Raw genomic sequence first — 15,159 nt, 5'->3', positions numbered from 1 at the left:
TTGTCACAGGCTCAGCTCCGGGTGCAGACGGTCGAGGGTCCACACCTGCCGTCGCCGCGCGGACACCGCGGTGAGCGCGAGCGCGCCCAGGGTGAAGGCGGTGAGCACGGCGCACGCCTGCCAGACCGGTCCCAGACCGCCGCCCGTGATGAGCCTGCGCAGGGCGTCGACGACGTAACTCATCGGCATGAAGGGGTGGATCGCGTTGAAGAAGCCCGGACTGGTCTGCACGGGATACGTGCCGCCGGCCGACGTCAGCTGCAGCATCAGGAGAGCGAGGACGAGGATCCGGCCGGCCGCTCCGAAGCGGGCGTTCAGCCACTGCACGATCGCGGAGAAGCAGGCCGTCACCAGGAACAGGAAGACCACCGTCCCGGCCGCCCGCACCGCCTCCAGGCCGATCGCCCAGTGCAGTACGGACATCAGCGCGACCGTCTGCAGCACCCCCAGGGCGGCCACCGGCAGCCAGCCCGCCAGCGCGATGCGCCAGGCGGGGGCGCCCGCGGCGAGTGCGCGCCGGTTGAGCGGCGGGATCAGCATGTAGGCGACCATCGCGCCCACCCACAGGGACAGCGGAATGAAGTACGGGGCGAAACCGGTGCCGTAGTTGGGCGCCTTGTGCAGGTCCTTCGAAGCGAGCTGTACGGGGTCGGCCATGACCTCGGTGCGCCGGTCGCGGTCCTTCTTGTCGTAGTCCGGGATCTGTCCTGCGCCGTCGTGCAGCTTGCCGGCTAGCTTCCCCGAGCCGTCGGCGAGTTTGTACATGCCGCCTTCGAGGTCGTCCGCGCCCGTCCCGAGCTTGCCGATCCCGCTGTCGAGGTCGGTGGCACCCTTCTTGGCCGTGCCGAGCCCCGTGTGCAGCGTCCTGGCCCCCTTGGCGACCTTCCCGGCCCCCTTGTCGAGCTTGTTGATTCCGGCGACGGTCGTGGCGAGGTCCTCGGACAGGTGCGGCGAGCGGTCGGCCAGCGCCCTTGCCTGCTTCTCCAGGGTGGCCAGGTGCTTGTCGAGCGTCTTCAGGTCACCGTCCTGGCCGGCCACCAGCGTGTCGACGTCGTCGGCGACCTTCGCCACGTCCGCCGCCGCGTCCTTGGCCTTCTTCAGTTCCGGGCAGGCGGCGTCGGGCAGCGGCAGGTCCTGGTCCTGGCAGCGCGCCTTGTAGACGCCGTTCAACGTGTCGGAGGCGGTGTGCGCCTCCTTGGCGGCGGTCGGAGCCGTCTTTGCCAGCGTGCCGAGGTTGTGGCGGATGGCGGCGGCGGAGTCCGCGACGAGCCGGGCGGTGTCGCCGATCTCCTTCTCGTTGCCCTTCAGGAAGGGCCCCACCTTGTCCGCGACGCCGTTGACCTTGTCAGCGAGGGTCTGCGTGCCCTCCGAGACCTGCCGCGAGCCGTCCTCCAGATCGCCCGCGCCCGTGTCGAGCTTCTTCAGGCCGGCGGCGAGCTTGCCGCTGCCCTTCTCGGCGTCCTCAAGGCCGTCCGAGAGGTCCTTCGAGCCCTTCTTAGCCTTCCCGATCCCACCCTTGAGGTCGTCGGCCCCCGCGGCGGCCTTCTCGGTCTTTCCGTGGATGTCGGAGAACGACACGAAGATCCGGTCGAGGAACGACCGGGACGCCTTGGTCGAGGCGGCCGTGCGCACCTCGCTGAAGACCGTCCGCGAGATCTGCCCGACGATGTAGTTGTTCGCGTCGTTCGTACGCACCTGGAGGGCGCCCGTCTCCGGCGAGTCCCCCGAGCTGGAGGCGATCCTCCCGCTGAAGTCGGACGGCATGGTCAGCGACAGGTAGTAGGTGCCGTTCTCGACGCCCTCGCGGGCCTCGGCGGCACTCACCTCGTGCCACTCGAACGTCTCGCTCCCGCGCAGCCCCTCGGTGATCTCGTCGCCCACCGCGATCTTCTTGCCGGCGGCGGTGGCTCCCCTGTCGTCGTTCACCAGCGCCACGGGGATGCGGTCGAGACGGCCGTACGGGTCCCAGAACGACCACAGGTAGAGGGCGCCGTACAGCAGGGGCAGCAGCAGGAGCGCGGCCAGCGCGGCGCGCGGGAGCCTGCCCCTGCCGAAGCGCCTGAGCTCAAGCGCGGCCAGTTTCGGCGAGCGCATCCACAGTCTCCTTGTCCTGGTCGTCCTGGTCGTCCCGGTCGTGCCGGTCGCCCTGATCGTTCTGCTGGTCGTCGTGGTCGTGGTCGAGGCCGGTGGACACCACGACCGCGTCCTCGGGGGCCTCGCTGCACACCGCGACGACGGTGGTCCCGGCCTCGGTCAGGGAGCGCAACAGCGCCCAGACCTCGGCCCGCTCGGCCGCAGAGAGCTTCAGGTCCGTGTCGTCGATTCCGAGCAGCCTGGGGCGCCCGATCAGAGTGAGTGCCACAGAGAGGCGCAGGGCCTCCAGGCGTTCCAGGTCGCGGACGGCGGTCCTGGAGCCCTTGGGCAGCGCCTCCCGGTCCAGGCCGGCGGCGGCCAGCGCGCTGTCGACCCGCAGCCGTGCCTCCGTCAACCGCTCCTGGCGCGGCCGCAACAGCCCGCGTACGGAGCCGCCGAACCTCCGCTGGAGCAGTGCCCGCTCCCGAAGGTGTTCGGCGACGGACAGGGCCGGCTCCAGGTCGGTGACCCCGGGCACATGGGCGAGTGCGCTGAGGCGGCGGACCGCCGCCGACTGCCTGGGCAGCTCGGACCGCCCCACCCTCGCGCGTCCCTCGGTGGGCTTCATCCGGCCGGTGAGCGCGAGCAGCAGGCAGGTACGGCCCGAACCCGAGGGCCCCTCGATCGCGATCAGCGAGCCGGGCTCCGCGTCGACGTCCACCCCGCGGAACGCCCAGCCGCGAGGGCCCTTGAGCCCGAAGTCCTCGGCCGTGACGCCGAGTCCGTGCGGACCGTCCACAACTTCCCCCATCCACCGGGTCCTTGAAGCACAAAGTTTTTGCACTGACTGGTCAGTGCAAAAACTACTCCGAACCTGTGATCGAGGCAAAAGCGCAGGTCAGAACGGATTGTCAGTGGCATACCGCACGATAGGCGCATACGGCACCCCCCGTCGGGGAGTGCCGTCACACAGACGACAGGAGGTTCGTCATGGCCAGCTCCTCCGCAGCCGCCGCCCATCGGCGCCGCGCCTCCGGCCCTGCCCCCTCACTGACCGGTCCGGCGAGCGACGTGCACCCCGTGCTCCGCCGGGCCACGGCCCCGCCCGCCGCCCTCGACCTGCTCGCCCAGGCCCACTCCGGACTCGACGAGGCGGCCCTGGTGGAAACACCGAACGAGCGGTACGCGACGGCGCATCTGGCCGCGCTGCGCACCGCCGCGGCCGTGCTCGCCGCCCGGGGCCGCCCCGAGACCACCGTGAGGCGCCGGGCGAAGATCCGGAGCGCCTGGGAGGTGCTGCCCGAGATAGCGCCCGAACTCGCCGAGTGGAGCGTGCTGTTCGCATCCGGAGCCCGCCGCCGCGCCCGCGCGGAGGCCGGCATCCAGGGCGCGGCCACCGTCCGCGACGCCGACGACCTGCTGCGTGACGTGGCGATGTTCCTCCGCCTCGTCGAGCGCATGCTGGTGCTCCAGCCGGTCCTGCCCCAGCCGCGGCAGGAGAGCGACCAGGAGGCGCGGCACGCGCCGGACGCCCTGGACGCCCCGGCCGCGCCGGACCTGCCGGACGCGGGGTGACGGCGCCCGGACCCCGCCTCCGCCGTCCGTCCGGCGCGCGAGACGGGGAGCCGGGCAGCGGGCGCGAGGCAATAAGGTTGGAGACGCACTGCATCTCCCCGGCGCCGGACAGGGCGGGGAGGTACCCCCATCGCTCCGCCCAGCACGAGGCGGTGCCGCGCCGAGGAGTCAACTGCCGTGTCGGACCCGATGCGCCCGCCCGTCTCCCCCCGCCGCCCTCGACCGGCGTCGCTGCGCTCCGAGCCCTCTCGCCCCCGCGCTTCTCTCCGTACCGCCGTGGTCTGGGACGTTCTCAAGGACGCCCTCGACCGCAGGGTCAAGGCCACGGGCCGGGAGTCGCTGGACGTGCTCGACACGGGAGGCGGCAGTGGCAACTTCGCGGTGCCCGTCGCCCGCCTCGGTCACCGCGTCACCGTCGTGGACCCCAGCCCGAACGCGCTGTTCGCGCTGGAGCGCCGGGCCGCCGAAGCCGGGGTCGCCGACCGCGTCCAGGGTGTCCAGGGCGACGCACACGGCCTCTTCGACGTCGTCGAGCGCGGCGGCTACGACGCGGTGCTGTGCCACGGCGTGCTCGAGTACGTCGACGACCCCGCCGAGGGCCTTCGCAACGCCGTCGGCGCGCTGCGCCCCGAGGGCATCCTCAGCCTGCTCGCCGCCGGCCTGGGCGGCGCCGTGCTCGCACGGGCCCTCGCCGGGCACTTCACGGAAGCCCGCCACGCCCTGAGCGACCCGGACGGCCGCTGGGGAGAGGGTGATCACGTTCCCCGGCGCTTCACGGCCGATCAGCTCACCGCACTGGTCGAGGGCGCGGGTCTGAGAGTCGGTGCCGTGCACGGCGTCAGGGTCTTCGCGGACCTGGTCCCCGGGGTCCTCGTGGACACCGAGCCGGGCGCTCTGGACGCCCTGCTCAAGCTGGAGGCCGCAGCCGCCGAACTCGCCGCGTTCCACTCCGTTGCCACGCAGCTTCATGTGCTCGGTGAGCCGCGGGAGGCCGCCGAGAGGTGAGCCGCCTCCTGTGGCGCAGCGCTGATCAGGGACGCGACAGCAGATGGAGTACGCCACAGGCCCCCCGATCGGGCGCTCGGAGCCGTATGATCGGGGGAGACCACCCGGCATGACGGGCCGGTCGCTGGGGAATCTACGCCTCAGTGGACCGGAGCGCCATGGCGGGTTCCGGTTGGCGAATTGGCGCAGAGGGGCGGGTTTCACGGGGGCGATTCCCTGCCTATCCTGAAGGGACCCCCGGTCGCCCCGGCGACTGCACGATGAGGAGGACGCCGTGCCGCTCTCGGAGCACGAGCAGCGAATGCTCGAGCAGATGGAGCGAGCGCTGTACGCCGAAGATCCCAAGTTCGCGACAGCGCTTGAGGGAAGCGGGCTGCGTACGTACACCCGGCGACGGGTCTACCAGGCGGTCGCGGGCTTCCTCGTAGGTATCGCGCTCCTCATGGCCGGAATGGTCGCACAGCAGATCTGGGTCAGTGTGGTGGGTTTTCTCGTCATGCTGGGCTGTGCGGTGCTCGCCGTCACCGGTTGGCGCAAAGCCCCCAAGCCGGGTGAACAACCCGCGGCGGGTGCGCCGGGCGCTCCGCAGGCCCCACGTCAGGGCCGGCAGCGGCGCTCCATGATGGACCGCATCGAACAGCGCTGGCAGCGGCGCCGTGATGACCAGGGCGGCCAGTAGCTCACCGGGTCTCGTCCGACAGACGCACGCAGACAGGGGCGACCACCTTTGAGGTGGCCGCCCCTTCAGCGCGCCCGGCCATGCCCTTCCCGCTCCGGCCGACAAGCCCCCACCGGCCCGCAGCCAGTGCTGTGACCGGAAAGGTTCACCGGGCTCGCGACGCCCGGCCGACGGGCAAAAGGCGGGGGTGCCCACCCGACCCGGGCAGGCACCCCCTCAGACCTCAGCGGCCGGACCGACCGCAGGGCCGGTCCGACCTCAGCCGCTGCTCTGCCCCGACGGCCGGCGTACGACTGCCGTCCAGCGGGCCGCGGCCCGGTACTTAAGCGCGATCCAGCCCTCGGAGACCGCCCACGCCACCCGTACAGCCGAGCGTGGGGCGAGCAGCGCGCGCAGGCGCGCACCGCGGCCGGCCGTGGCCCGAAGACCCGCGGCCATCCGGCGTACGTCATCGCCCAGGCCCGCGGTCGGCCGGGGGCGTGGCGCGTACAGGACCTGCTCCACCGCGTCGGCGACCCGGTGGACGGAGGCCGCGGCCTCCGGATCGAGCTGCCCGATGCGGACGATCCGTGCCGCCGCCTTGCGCGGCGTCTGCGACTCGTCCGGCGCGATACCGAAGTCCCACGCCGTATCGCTGACTTCCTGCCAGGCCGCCAGCGTGGTGGCCGCGGCGTCCGCCTCGGTCCGGCCGTGCGAACCGAGCCGCGTAGATCGGGCCCGCATCCGCCACAGCATCGGCAGCAGCGGTACCGCGAGCGTGGCGAGCCCGGCCAGGGTGAGCCCGAGGATCAGGAACCACGGCGGGCCGTCGTTCGTCGCCCCGAACGCCGCCTGCGGAGACTCGCTGCCACAGGGCTGCTCCAGTTTCTTCTGAGCCGCCGTGCAGCTCTCGCTGCTCGACGGTTCGGCGGAGGGCGCCGTGGACGAGGACCGCGACGGCACGTCAGGGTCGGGGACCGTCGTACCGGGCGTGTCCGTGCGGGTGTACTCCGGAACGGAGCCGCGGTTCGGTGTCGGCTCGAAGCGGGTCCAGCCCACGCCCTCGAAGTACAGCTCGGGCCAGGCGTGCGCGTCCCGCAGCCCCACCGAGGTCGTGCCGTCCGACTTGGGCGAACCAGGGGTGAAGCCCACCGCGACCCGGGCCGGTATGCCCAGCGTGCGAGCCATGGAGGCCATCGCGAACGAGAAGTGGACGCAGAAGCCCTCCTTGTCCCTCAGGAAGCGCGCTATCGCCTGGGACCCACTGCCGACCTGCACCTCGGTGTCGTAGGTGAAGCCGCCCTCCAGGGCGAACCAGTCCTGCAGCTTCACCGCGCGCTCGTAGTTGTTGTCCGCGTCGGCCGTGATGTCCCGTGCCGTCCGGGCCACCACCGGCGGCAGCGAGCCGGGCACCTTGGTGAACTCGCGCTTCAGTACCTCCGGCGCCTCGGGCGCGCCCGCGAGCTGCTCCGCGGTCGGCTGCACGATCAGGCTCTTGACCGTGTACTCCTGGCCGCGCGTGGTCTGGCCGTGGTCGCCGACGAGCGTGCGGCCCACGGGCTCGTACCGCCACTTGCCGTTGATCCCCACCTGGCTGGCCGGGTAGGGCATCGGCAGCCAGTCCTGCGCGTACCAGTCGGCCGCCGAGATCCTTGTCTGGATCTCGGTGCGTTGGACGTCGTCACCGAGGCCGGGCGGCGTCGGGAACGACCCCGGCACGTCCTCGACATGGCGTTTGGCCGGCTTCCACGCCGTGCCGTCGAACTCGTCGAGCGCGACTATGCGCAGATAGAGGTCCTGCGTCTGCTCGGAGTTGGTGCGGTAGGACAGGACCTCGCGGTCCTCGTCGACGTTCAGGCTGTCGCGGAGCGAGACCAGCGGGTTCACCGCGGAGATCGTGCCGCCGCCTCCGGAGCCCGTGCCGACGCCGGTCCCCGCGGCGTCCAGCAGCCCGCCGTCGAGCGCGGGCAGGGCGAGCGGCACGACCAGGGAGATGCCGAGTGCGACGGCGCCGATGCGACGGCCCGTACGGACCGGCGCGAGCGCGTTCTCCGAGGGGTCAGAGCCCGGCGTGCGGGACCCGCCGCCGAACACCCGGCCCCACTGCGAGAGCCGGTCACGTCCCTCGGCCAGCAGCAGGATCAGATAGCCGGCGGCCGCCAGCAGGAACCAGACCCATCCGGCGGTGCCGCCGTCCGCGAGACCCGCGGCGACGGAGTACAGCGCGAGCAGCGGCAGTCCGGCGGGGGCCGCGCTGCGGAACGTCACCGCGAGCGCGTCCACCGCGAGTCCGATCACCACGACTCCGCCGACCATCATCAGACGGATGCCGTCGGAGAGCGGCGCCGGGATCGAGTACTGCCCGACGTCGTCCGTGCCGACCTGCAGCAGGTTGCCGAAGTGACGGAACACCTCGGGGCCGGGGAGCAGCCCGGCGATGGCCTGCTCCCGGGCGAACGACAGCGTCAGCAGCATCAGGGTGACCAGCGCCTGCACCGCGATCGTCAGCGGCCGGGCGAGCGGCACCCGCCGGGCCGCCGCGCCCACCCCGGTCTGTATCACGAGCAGGAACGCCGCCTGGAGGAACCAGGTCGCCGGGTCGACCAGCGGCAGCAGCGCGCAGGACGCCATCAGCGTCGCCGCCGTGGCGCACAGCGCGAGTCGCGCGCGTCCGCTCATGAGCCACCGCCTCCTGCCGTGCTGCCCGCCGACGCGACCCCGGTGCGTTGGCGGTCCGCCTCCCCCCACAGGTCGGCCAGGCCGACGCCCGTCGGGACGGCCAGGGCGGTCCAGCCCGCCTCACGCAGCATCCGAAGCCGCTCCTCGCTCTGTTCGTCGACGGCGCCCCGCACCCATGCGCCGCTGTCCAGCAGGAAGGCGACCGCCCCGCCGCTGCGCTGACGCATCTTGGCGAGCACGGTCGCCTGTTCCTCGTCCAGGTCGCCGAGGAAGGCCACCAGCAGACCTTCGTTGCCGCCGCGCAGCACCTCGTACGCCCGTGACAGGCCCGTACCGTCGGAGTGGTCGATCACCGCGAGGGTGTCCATCATCAGTCCCGCCGCGTCCGCCGACTCCTGGCCGGCTCCGGCGAACCCGTCCGCGCCCTCGCCCGGCACCGAGGTGCCGGTGTCGGTCAGCAGCCGCACGGAGAAGCCTCGTTCGAGCATGTGTACCAGCGTCGACGCGGTGCCCGACACGGCCCACTCGAAGGCCGAGTCCGGGCCCGCGCCGTCGAAGGCGATGCCTCTGGTGTCGAGGAGCACCGTGCAGCGGGACCGCTGCGGCTGCTCCTCGCGGCGCACCATCAGCTCGCCGTACCGGGCGGTCAGGCGCCAGTGCACCCGGCGCAGGTCGTCGCCGTAGCGGTACCCGCGCGGGATCACGTCGTCCTCGCCTGCCAGGGCGAGCGAGCGATGCCGCCCGTCGCCGTACCCCTTCGCCTCACCGGTCAGCCGCACCGACGGCAGGGGCTCCACGCGCGGGACGACGGTGAGGGTGTCGTACGTCGAGAAGGAGCGGGTCAGCTCGCACATCCCGAAGGGGTCGCTGAGCCGCAGTTGCAGCGGGCCCAGCGGATAGCGGCCGCGCAGGTCCGAGCGCACGCGGTACGACACCTCGCGCCGGCCGCCCGCCTCGACCCGGTCCAGCACGAACCGGGGCCGCGGTCCCAGCACGTACGGCACCCGGTCCTGGAGCATCAGCAGCCCCGTGGGCAGCCGCGAGACGTTGTCCATCCGCAGATGGACACGTGCCTCGGATCCCGCCGGTACGCGCCCGGGGGAGAGACGGCGGCTGCCGGCCACCCGGTAGCGCGTGCGGTACAGCACGGCCGCGCAGACCAGCGGCAGTACGGCTAGCAGCAGCCCGACCCGGAGCAGGTCGCCCTGCCCCAGGACGTACGCGCAGATGGCGGCCGCGATGCCGGCGGCCAGGAACGACCGCCCGCGCGTGGTGAGCCCGGCGAGAGCCGTGCGCAGCCCGCCCTTGTCCTCCTCGGCCGTCGCTGCGGGCATCCCGCCGGTGGTCATCACAGCCTCCGGGGCGGCTGCTCGCCGAAGGCGGACGTGGCCCGGCCCATGGCCAGACCGCCCGGCGACTGGGGTGCCGCGGGCACGGCCGTGCGCTGGAGGATCTCCAGGACGACCTGCTCGGCCGTACGACGGTTCAACTGGGCCTGGGCGGTGGGCAGCAGCCGGTGTGCCAGCACCGCCACGGCGAGAGCCTGGATGTCGTCCGGCAGCGCGTAGTCCCGGCCGCTGAGGGCGGCGGAGGCCTTCGCGGCGCGCAGCAGGTGCAGCGTGGCGCGCGGCGAGGCGCCGAGTCTCAGGTCCGGGTGGTTGCGCGTGGCGCCGACCAGGTCCACCGCGTACCGGCGCACCGGGTCGGCGACGTGGACCGTGCGGACCGCGTCGATGAGCTTCAGGATCTCGTGTGCGTGCGCCACCGGCTGGAGGTCGTCCAGCGGGGAGGCACCACCGTGGATGTCGAGCATCTGCAGCTCGGCCTCCGGGCTGGGGTAGCCGATGGAGACCCGGGCCATGAAACGGTCGCGCTGAGCTTCCGGCAGCGGGTAGGTGCCCTCCATCTCGACCGGGTTCTGCGTGGCCACCACCATGAAGGGGCCGGGCAGCTCGTAGGTGTGCCCGTCGATGGTGACCTGGCGCTCCTCCATGGACTCCAGGAGCGCCGACTGCGTCTTGGGCGACGCGCGGTTGATCTCGTCCCCGATCACGATCTGCGCGAAGATCGCGCCCGGCTTGAACTCGAATTCCCTGTTCTGCTGGTCCCAGATGGACACCCCTGTGATGTCCGAGGGCAGCAGGTCGGGCGTGAACTGAATACGCCGCACCGAGCAGTCGATGGACCGCGCCAGTGCCTTGGCCAGCATGGTCTTGCCGACGCCGGGGACATCCTCGATCAGAAGATGCCCCTCGGCGAGCAGTACGGTCAGCGAAAGCCGTACGACCTCAGGCTTGCCCTCGATCACTTCCTCCACCGAACTGCGGACTCTCTCCACAGTGGCGGTCAGATCTGTAAGGCTCGCTCGATCGTCATAGGTCGTCACCCGGCCCTCCTCGGCCCGTTCTTTCTCCGGGCCGACGCACTGTGATGCGGACCGGCCCACCCCGAACACGGACGCCACGCGTGAAAAGTTCCGCGTGACGTCACACACGCATTCTTGTTGCCGTTACCGGTTCGTGTCACTCGCCTGTGGACAACTGCCCGCGATATGTCAGGTCTTGGGTTCTTTGGACGGGCCGAACCGACGTCAGGTGGGGTCTATCTCACGCAGCAGGCCCGTCTTCACGTCGAATACGAAACCACGTACGTCGTCCGTGTGCAGAAGGAACGGAGAGGTCCGTACGCGCTGCATGGACTGCCGCACGTCCTGTTCGACGTCCCGGAAGGCCTCGACCGCCCACGCGGGGCGCTGGCCGACCTCCATCTCCAGGTCGTGGCGGAAGTCCTCGGTGAGGGACTCCAGGCCGCAGCCGGTGTGGTGTATGAGCACGATGCTGCGGGTGCCGAGAGCGCGCTGGCTGATGGTGAGGGAGCGGATCACGTCGTCGGTGACGACGCCGCCGGCGTTGCGGACGGTGTGGCAGTCGCCTAGTTCCAGGCCCAGCGCGTCGTGCAGGTCGAGACGGGCGTCCATGCAGGCCACGACCGCGACGCGCAGCACGGGTCGGGCGTCCATGCCGGGATCGGCGAACGCGTCGGCGTACCGTGCGTTGGCCTCGACCAGCCGGTCCGTGACGGTGCCGGGTCGGGATATGGCGTCTTCGGGTTCTGTGGGAACGGATCGGGAAGTCGTCATACCTATGACGGTAAGGGGCACACGCTCCTCGGGCCCGCTGTGAGAGGGGACAAAGAACATCAACAAGCGTTGTTGTGAGGTAACCCACGAGAGTGGATCGGGTGCGCCCGTACGGGGGTAATTTCCCGGTTTGCCGCTTGATCGCGAGGGAGAGTCGCGACGCGCAGGCCGGTTCATTGACCGCGAGAGACCGTGGACTAAAGTGACGCGGAGCGGGAGGCGAGACGTCCTCCCTGCTGGACAGCTATCCCCGGAGCCCCGGCGACCGTGCCGGGATCTCCTCGCGTGCGCGGCGCGTACGTACGGCTCGGCCTCCTCCCGCTCCCGGTCGGCTGACGCTTCCGGCGCCGGCAGGCCCTCCCCTTCACCCGGGGGACTTCCCGTGTCGGCTGCGGGAGGGCGGGAACCCGGCGGTGCGTACCGGCCGCGCCGGATCTGAGAGGGCCCCTTGAGCAACAGTCGACATGTCCCGGTGATGCTCCAGAGGTGCCTGGACATGCTGGCCCCCGCACTGGAGCGGCCGGGAGCCGTGGTCGTCGACTGCACCCTCGGCCTCGGCGGCCACAGCGAGGCCCTGCTCAGCCGGTTCCCCGAGGCGCGCCTGGTCGCCCTGGACCGCGACAAGGAGGCGCTGCGCCTCTCCGGAGAGCGGCTCGCGCCCTTCGGCGACCGGGCCGAGCTCGTGCACGCGGTCTACGACGAACTCCCCGACGTGCTCGACCGGCTGGGCCTCCCGAGCGTCCAGGGCGTCCTCTTCGACCTGGGCGTCTCCTCCATGCAGCTCGACGAGGCGGACCGCGGCTTCGCCTACGCCCAGGACGCGCCGCTCGACATGCGCATGGACCAGACGACCGGCATCAGCGCGGCCGAGGTGCTCAACACCTACCCGCCGGGCGACCTGGTCCGGATCCTGCGGGCGTACGGCGAGGAGAAGCAGGCCAAGCGGATCGTGTCCGCGGTCGTGCGTGAGCGGGACAAGGACCCCTTCACCAACAGCGCGCGGCTCGTCGAGCTGATCCGCGACTCCCTGCCGCAGGCGGCCAAGCGCACCGGCGGCAACCCCGCCAAGCGGACGTTCCAGGCGCTGCGCATCGAGGTCAACGGCGAACTCACCGTCCTGGAGCGGGCGATTCCCGCCGCCGTGAAGACGCTCGCCGTCGAGGGCCGGATCGCCGTGCTGTCGTACCACTCCCTGGAGGACCGGCTGGTGAAGCAGGTGCTCGCGGCGGGCGCCGCCACCACCGCGCCGGCCGGCCTGCCGGTCGTCCCCGAGCGCTACCAGCCCCGGCTCAAGCTGCTCACGCGCGGTGCCGAACTTCCCACCGAGGAAGAGGTCGCGGAGAACCGGCGGGCCGCTCCGGCGCGGCTGCGCGGGGCACAGCGCATCCGGGAGGACGCCGAGTGACGGAAGGGCGCGTGGGTCGGGCATGAGTTGGACCACCGAACTCACCTGGAGGGTGAGTGAATAGGAAACCCGAACTGAGGGGGAGGGCGGCCCGGCTCGCGCGGCTCTTCCCGACCGGCTCAGGACAGGCCGCCCGTGCGCCCTTCGTCCTCCTTGTCGTGCTGCTGCTCGGAGGCGGTCTCATCGGTCTCCTGGTACTGAACTCCGCCCTCAGCGAAGGGTCGTTCCAACTCGACGATCTGCAGAAGGACGCCAAGAGCCTCACCGACGAGGAGCAGGCGCTCCAGCGGGACGTGGACGCCTACTCCGCCCCCGATGCCCTCCAGCGCCGTGCCCGCGAGCTGGGCATGGTGCCCGGCGGCGACCCGGCCTTCCTCAACCCCGACGGCACGGTCCTCGGTGTCCCCGGTGCGGCCGCCGAGCAGTCGTCCGCGTCCATGTCCGTGCCGGCGCCCGCGGTCCGGCCGCCCGAGGTGCTCGACCCCGAAGCGGCCCCGGCGCCCACCGAGCCGCAGACGCCCACCGGGCCCCCGACACCCGGCGTGGCCCCGGCACCGGCCACGGAGCCCGCCGCGCAGCCCACGGCGCCCTCCACGCAGCCCACGCCGACCGCTACGACTCCCGGCAGGTGACGGAAGTGTCCGACAGGGAACCCCCGCGCCGCAGAGTGCCCGCGCCCGCCCGGTCCGTGAAGCCCGGCGGGCAGCGCCGCCCCGGGCCCGGCGCCCGGCCCGCGCGCCGCCCGGCCCCGCCCCGCGCCAGGAACGCGCGGGTCATCCGGCTCGGCAGTCCCCGTCCGCGGCTGCGCCTGGTCAGCCTCGCCCTGGCCCTCGTACTGATCGCCTTCGTCGTGCGGCTTCTCCAGGTGCAGGCGGTCGACGCCAGCGAGTACGCGGCCAAGGCCGAGAAGAACCGGTACCTCAGCCGCACCCTGGCCGCCGAACGCGGCGGGATCACCGACCGCAACGGCGTCGACCTGGCGATCAGCGTGGACGCGAACGACATCACCGCCGACCCCACGCTGTTCACGCGGAAGGCGACGAAGACCGACGACGCTCCGGAACAGGCCGCCGCCCTGCTCGGCCCGATCCTCGACAAGGACCCCGGCGACGTCGCCGACAAGCTCCGGACCAAGAACACCCGGTACGTCGTGCTCGCCCGCCGTCAGACCCCCCAGGTGTGGACGCAGATCAAGGACCTCAAGAGCACGCTCGCCGACAGGGCGGGCGCGGGCGGGGCGGTGAACGTCCTGGCGGGCGTCCTCCAGGAGCCCAGCAGCAAACGGGTCTACCCGAACGGCGAGCTGGGGGCCGGGGTACTGGGCTGGGTCAACGCCGACGGCAAGGGCGGCGGCGGCATCGAGCAGCAGCTCGACGGGGAACTCGCCGGCAAGGACGGCGAGATCCGCTACGCCCAGTCCGGCGGACGGCAGGTGCCGACCGCGGGCTCCACCGAGAAGCCCGCGGTGGCCGGTTCCGAGGCCGAGCTGACCATCGACCGCGACATCCAATGGGCCGCGCAGAACGCCATCGCCGAGCAGGTCGAGAAGTCCGGGGCGGACCGCGGGTACGTCATAGTGCAGGACAACAAGACCGGCGAGATCCTCGCGATGGCCAACTCGCCCGGCTTCGACCCGAACGACCTGTCCCGGGCCGACGGGGGAGCCCTGCACAACTGGGGCCTGGAAGATGCCTACGAGCCCGGCTCCACCGCCAAGGTCATGTCGATGGCCGCCGTCCTGGAGGAGGGCGCCGCCACCCCCGCGACGCGCGTGACCGTGCCCAACCGGCTGCACCGCGGCGACCGGCTCTTCAAGGACGACATCGACCACCCGACCTGGTACCTGACGCTCAACGGGGTCCTCGCCAAGTCCAGCAACATCGGCACCATCCTGGCGACCGGCCAGCTCGGCAGGACGCAGCAGGAGGCCAACCAGGTCCTCCACTCGTACCTGCGCAAGTTCGGCATCGGCAGCTACACGGGCCTCGGCTTCCCCGGCGAGACGAAGGGCATCCTCGCGCCCGCCGACCAGTGGTCGACCTCCCAGCAGTACACGATTCCTTTCGGCCAGGGCGTGTCCATGAACGCGATGCAGGCGGCCTCCGTCTACTCGACAATCGCCAACGGCGGCGTACGCGTGGAACCGACACTCGTCCGCGGCACGAAGGGGGCCGACGGGCAGTTCACGCCTGCCGCCAAGGCCAAGAAGACAAGGGTCGTCAGCGAGAAGACCGCAAAAACGCTGGCGCACATGCTGGAGTCCGTCGTGGACGACGAGGAGGGCACCGGCGGCAAGGCCCGTATCCCCGGCTACCGCGTCGCGGGCAAGACCGGCACGGCCAACCGTGTGGATCCGGCCACCGGCCGCTACCGCGGCTACACCTCGTCGTTCGCGGGCTTCGCGCCCGCGGACAATCCCCGTGTCACCGTGTACTGCGCCATCCAGAACGCCACCAAGGGCAGCTACTTCGGCGGTCAGATCTGCGGGCCCGTCTACAAGGAGGTCCTGGAGTTCGCACTGAAGACCCTCCAGGTGCCGCCCACCGGACAGACGGCCGCCAGGCTCCCCGTCACCTTCACGCCCTGACCGGCACCGACCAGGCCTTATGGGCACCGACCAGGCCT

Annotated in this window: 12 protein-coding genes; 6 read left to right on the top strand and 6 right to left on the bottom strand. The window is 71.8% G+C overall.

Annotated features, from left to right (window positions below):
* Nucleotides 1-3: 3 nt before the first annotated feature.
* Both AB0D14_RS03040 and AB0D14_RS03035 read right to left on the bottom strand, forming a co-directional pair.
* Nucleotides 4-2,094 (bottom strand): YhgE/Pip domain-containing protein, encoded by a 2,091-nt coding sequence (locus tag AB0D14_RS03040; RefSeq protein ID WP_362773799.1) that lies wholly within the window; start codon nt 2,092-2,094, stop codon nt 4-6.
* Nucleotides 2,066-2,884: an ATP-binding cassette domain-containing protein gene (locus tag AB0D14_RS03035; RefSeq protein ID WP_362773797.1), complete on the bottom strand. Its 819-nt coding sequence runs from the start codon at nt 2,882-2,884 to the stop codon at nt 2,066-2,068. The genes AB0D14_RS03040 and AB0D14_RS03035 overlap by 29 nt, the downstream gene beginning before the upstream one ends.
* A gap of 179 nt (nt 2,885-3,063) precedes the next feature.
* Here AB0D14_RS03035 and AB0D14_RS03030 point away from each other — a divergent pair, with 179 nt between their 5' ends.
* From AB0D14_RS03030 to AB0D14_RS03020, 3 genes are all read left to right on the top strand, one after another.
* The gene (locus AB0D14_RS03030; RefSeq protein WP_362773794.1) at nt 3,064-3,648 is read left to right on the top strand and encodes an SAV_6107 family HEPN domain-containing protein; all 585 of its coding nucleotides are present in this window, start codon (nt 3,064-3,066) and stop codon (nt 3,646-3,648) included.
* A 177-nt stretch (nt 3,649-3,825) separates the two neighbouring features.
* Nucleotides 3,826-4,653 carry a methyltransferase gene (locus AB0D14_RS03025; RefSeq protein WP_362773791.1) on the top strand — a complete coding sequence of 276 codons (828 nt, stop codon included), beginning with the start codon at nt 3,826-3,828 and terminating at the stop codon, nt 4,651-4,653.
* Nucleotides 4,654-4,927: 274 nt separating this feature from the next.
* On the top strand, nt 4,928-5,332 hold the full coding sequence (locus tag AB0D14_RS03020) for a DUF3040 domain-containing protein (RefSeq protein WP_362773788.1): 405 nt from the start codon (nt 4,928-4,930) through the stop codon (nt 5,330-5,332).
* 258 nt (nt 5,333-5,590) lie between these two features.
* Here AB0D14_RS03020 and AB0D14_RS03015 read toward each other — a convergent pair whose 3' ends face one another.
* The 4 genes from AB0D14_RS03015 to AB0D14_RS03000 form a co-directional block, all read right to left on the bottom strand.
* Entirely contained in the window at nt 5,591-7,990 is a 2,400-nt protein-coding gene (locus AB0D14_RS03015; RefSeq protein ID WP_362773786.1) for a DUF3488 and transglutaminase-like domain-containing protein, read from the bottom strand.
* Complete coding sequence (locus AB0D14_RS03010; RefSeq protein WP_362773783.1) at nt 7,987-9,339, bottom strand: DUF58 domain-containing protein; 1,353 nt, start codon at nt 9,337-9,339, stop codon at nt 7,987-7,989. Before AB0D14_RS03010 ends, AB0D14_RS03015 begins: the two co-directional genes overlap by 4 nt.
* On the bottom strand, nt 9,339-10,376 hold the full coding sequence (locus tag AB0D14_RS03005) for a MoxR family ATPase (RefSeq protein WP_362773781.1): 1,038 nt from the start codon (nt 10,374-10,376) through the stop codon (nt 9,339-9,341). Before AB0D14_RS03005 ends, AB0D14_RS03010 begins: the two co-directional genes overlap by 1 nt.
* Nucleotides 10,377-10,580: 204 nt before the next feature.
* Nucleotides 10,581-11,129: a carbonic anhydrase gene (locus AB0D14_RS03000; protein WP_362773778.1), complete on the bottom strand. Its 549-nt coding sequence runs from the start codon at nt 11,127-11,129 to the stop codon at nt 10,581-10,583.
* A 448-nt stretch (nt 11,130-11,577) separates the two neighbouring features.
* On the opposite strand from AB0D14_RS03000, the gene rsmH reads away from it, so the two are divergent.
* From rsmH to AB0D14_RS02985, 3 genes are read left to right on the top strand one after another with little or no spacing between them, the layout of a single operon-like run.
* A complete protein-coding gene (gene rsmH, locus AB0D14_RS02995; RefSeq protein ID WP_362773775.1) occupies nt 11,578-12,534 on the top strand; it encodes a 16S rRNA (cytosine(1402)-N(4))-methyltransferase RsmH in 957 nt (318 codons plus the stop codon).
* Nucleotides 12,535-12,590: 56 nt separating this feature from the next.
* Entirely contained in the window at nt 12,591-13,166 is a 576-nt protein-coding gene (locus tag AB0D14_RS02990; protein ID WP_362773773.1) for a septum formation initiator family protein, read from the top strand.
* A 5-nt stretch (nt 13,167-13,171) separates the two neighbouring features.
* Nucleotides 13,172-15,121: a penicillin-binding protein 2 gene (locus AB0D14_RS02985; RefSeq protein ID WP_362773770.1), complete on the top strand. Its 1,950-nt coding sequence runs from the start codon at nt 13,172-13,174 to the stop codon at nt 15,119-15,121.
* Nucleotides 15,122-15,159: the final 38 nt, after the last annotated feature.

This window comes from Streptomyces sp. NPDC048484 (assembly GCF_040651415.1).
Classification (GTDB): Bacteria; Actinomycetota; Actinomycetes; order Streptomycetales; family Streptomycetaceae; genus Streptomyces.
The sequence above is the reverse complement of the archived record's forward strand: the minus strand, read 5'-3'. Positions and strand labels throughout refer to the sequence as shown.

What these genes read in the sequence shown, in the direction of transcription:
- AB0D14_RS03015 (WP_362773786.1), bottom strand. Translation starts at nt 7,990, where the DNA reads ATGAGCGGACGCGCGCGACTCGCGCTGTGCGCCACGGCGGCGACGCTG.
- AB0D14_RS03000 (WP_362773778.1), bottom strand. Translation starts at nt 11,129, where the DNA reads ATGACGACTTCCCGATCCGTTCCCACAGAACCCGAAGACGCCATATCC.
- AB0D14_RS03010 (WP_362773783.1), bottom strand. Translation starts at nt 9,339, where the DNA reads ATGACCACCGGCGGGATGCCCGCAGCGACGGCCGAGGAGGACAAGGGC.
- AB0D14_RS03030 (WP_362773794.1), top strand. Translation starts at nt 3,064, where the DNA reads ATGGCCAGCTCCTCCGCAGCCGCCGCCCATCGGCGCCGCGCCTCCGGC.
- AB0D14_RS03040 (WP_362773799.1), bottom strand. Translation starts at nt 2,094, where the DNA reads ATGCGCTCGCCGAAACTGGCCGCGCTTGAGCTCAGGCGCTTCGGCAGG.
- AB0D14_RS03035 (WP_362773797.1), bottom strand. Translation starts at nt 2,884, where the DNA reads ATGGGGGAAGTTGTGGACGGTCCGCACGGACTCGGCGTCACGGCCGAG.